This is a genomic window from Streptomyces sp. NPDC058653 (assembly GCF_042716895.1).
In the GTDB taxonomy this organism is placed as follows: domain Bacteria; phylum Actinomycetota; class Actinomycetes; order Streptomycetales; family Streptomycetaceae; genus Streptomyces.
The window spans coordinates 1-1952 of the sequence record NZ_JBHXRM010000092.1 but is presented as its reverse complement, the minus strand read 5'-3'; the positions used below and the strand labels follow the sequence as shown (position 1 = coordinate 1952).

Genomic DNA, 1952 nt, shown 5'->3' with positions numbered 1-1952 from the left:
CTCAGCTTGTTCTTTATGGTCTGCCCTCGAACGATGCCCCGAACGAGATCGCTCGTACGGGGATTCCGGGGACGTGAACACGGCCTCCGTCTGATCCTGTACTCCGACCAAAGATGCACTTGACCAGTACGAAGGCCGTGGGGGAATGAGTCTGCTGCATCACGATGTCCGGCGCGAAGCGTTCGCGGTGGCATCACACTTCCGAGACGACTTCTTCGACTCTCTGACCGTGCGTGGAGACACGCTGTTCGAGCTGACCGACGCCCTGTTGTGTGAGGACGGGCCGGTGACCACACCGGTAGATCTGACGCTGACGGCGGAGCACCGGCGTGGGCACGGTGCGATGTACGACGCGCTGAACCGAGGGAACATGGATGTGCTGCGGCTGCGGCGGGTGCTGGCGGGGCTGCCGCAGCCCGAGGGCGCCGACGGGCGCCTGGTCCTGGCCGTGGATGTCACCCACTGGCTGCGGCCGGACGCGCCGACCAGTGCGGACCGCTTGTTCTGTCACGTCTACGGCCGCAGCGGACGCTCCTCGGACCAGTTCGTGCCCGGCTGGCCCTACTCGTTCGTTGCCGCGCTGGAGTCGGGCCGGACTTCGTGGTGTCAGATCCTGGACGCGCTGCGGCTGGGGCCGTCCGACGATGTCGCCGAGGCCACCGCTGCCCAGGTCCGCCGGGTGGTCGAGGACCTCATCGACATGGGCCGTTGGCAGGCCGGGGACCGCGACATCCTGGTTGTCTTCGACGCCGGCTATGACGCTCCACGCATGGCCTATCTGCTGGCCGGACTGCCGGTGGAGGTCCTGGGGCGGATGCGCACGGACCGTGTGATGCGCAAGCCGGTCCCGGTGCCGTGGATCTCACCGCCGCAGGGTGGACGCCCGCCGAAGCACGGCGAGGAGTTCCGCTTCGCCAAGCCGGATTCCTGGGGCGATCCGGACGCGGAGACCGTGCAGGTCACCGACCGCTACGGCACCGCTCGCGTGATGGCCTGGGACCGAATTCACCCGAGGCTGACCACGCGCTCGGCATGGATCGACCACACCGGCGAACTCCCGGTCATCGAAGGCACGTTGATCCGTCTGGAGGTCGACCGCCTGCCCGGAGGTCACGACCCACTGCCGGTCTGGCTCTGGTCGTCGGCGACCGGCCTGTCGGGTGAGGACGTCGACCTGCGCTGGCAGGCGTTCCTGCGCAGATTCGATCTGGAGCACACCTTCCGGATGATCAAGCAGACGCTGGGGTGGACCCGCCCGAAGCTCCGCGCGCCTGCGGCGGCGGACCGGTGGACCTGGCTGATCATTGTGGCCCACACCCAACTCCGACTCGCCCGGCCACTGGTGGCCGACCTTCGCCGTCCATGGGAGAAGCCGGCCGAGCCCGGCCGGCTCACCCCGGCCCGGGTCCGCCGGGGGTTCAGGAACCTCCGCCCGAACCTGCCCTGTCCTGCCCGAGCGCCAAAACCCAACCGGCCCGGCCCCGGCAGGCCGCTCGGCTCGAAGAACCGGCGCCCCGCCACCCGCTATAACGTCGGCAAGACCACCAGACGCCCCGAAAGCATCACCGAACGCGACCAGCCCAGACGCTGAACACGGCTCAGAAGGGAACGACCAGCCCAGCTTCTCGCAATCCAAGCAATGCCCTGCCCATGCACTCGGCAGCCGAGGCCCCATCGGCCCTCACCCCAACATCCAGGGGCCCACCAGAGGCTGCAAATGTCCACGCCGGCTGACCATCACGCATGCGCTCCGCGTCCACCCGGATCATGGCACCCACACCCTGCTCCCCGAGCCATTCCAGGATCAGCATCGTCGCGTCCTCGACGCCGCTCTCCAGATCCACCTTGGGCCACCGCCCCAATCCCTTGGCCATAGCCACAACCCTACTCAGGGGCTGGACTGGCCTTGCCGCACGCTTTCAGGCGGCTCAGACCATAAAGAACAAGCTCAG

Annotated in this window: 2 protein-coding genes; one reads left to right on the top strand and one right to left on the bottom strand. The window is 67.9% G+C overall.

The annotated features are described in order from the left end of the window. Positions 1–145 precede the first annotated feature (145 nt). On the top strand, positions 146–1591 hold the full coding sequence (locus tag ACFWU9_RS36200) for an NF041680 family putative transposase (RefSeq protein WP_384325353.1): 1446 nt from the start codon (positions 146–148) through the stop codon (positions 1589–1591). A 7-nt stretch (positions 1592–1598) separates the two neighbouring features. On the opposite strand, the gene ACFWU9_RS36195 is transcribed toward ACFWU9_RS36200, so the two are convergent. Beyond that, complete coding sequence (locus ACFWU9_RS36195) at positions 1599–1874, bottom strand: hypothetical protein (RefSeq protein WP_384325352.1); 276 nt, start codon at positions 1872–1874, stop codon at positions 1599–1601. Between the last annotated feature and the right edge of the window lie 78 nt (positions 1875–1952).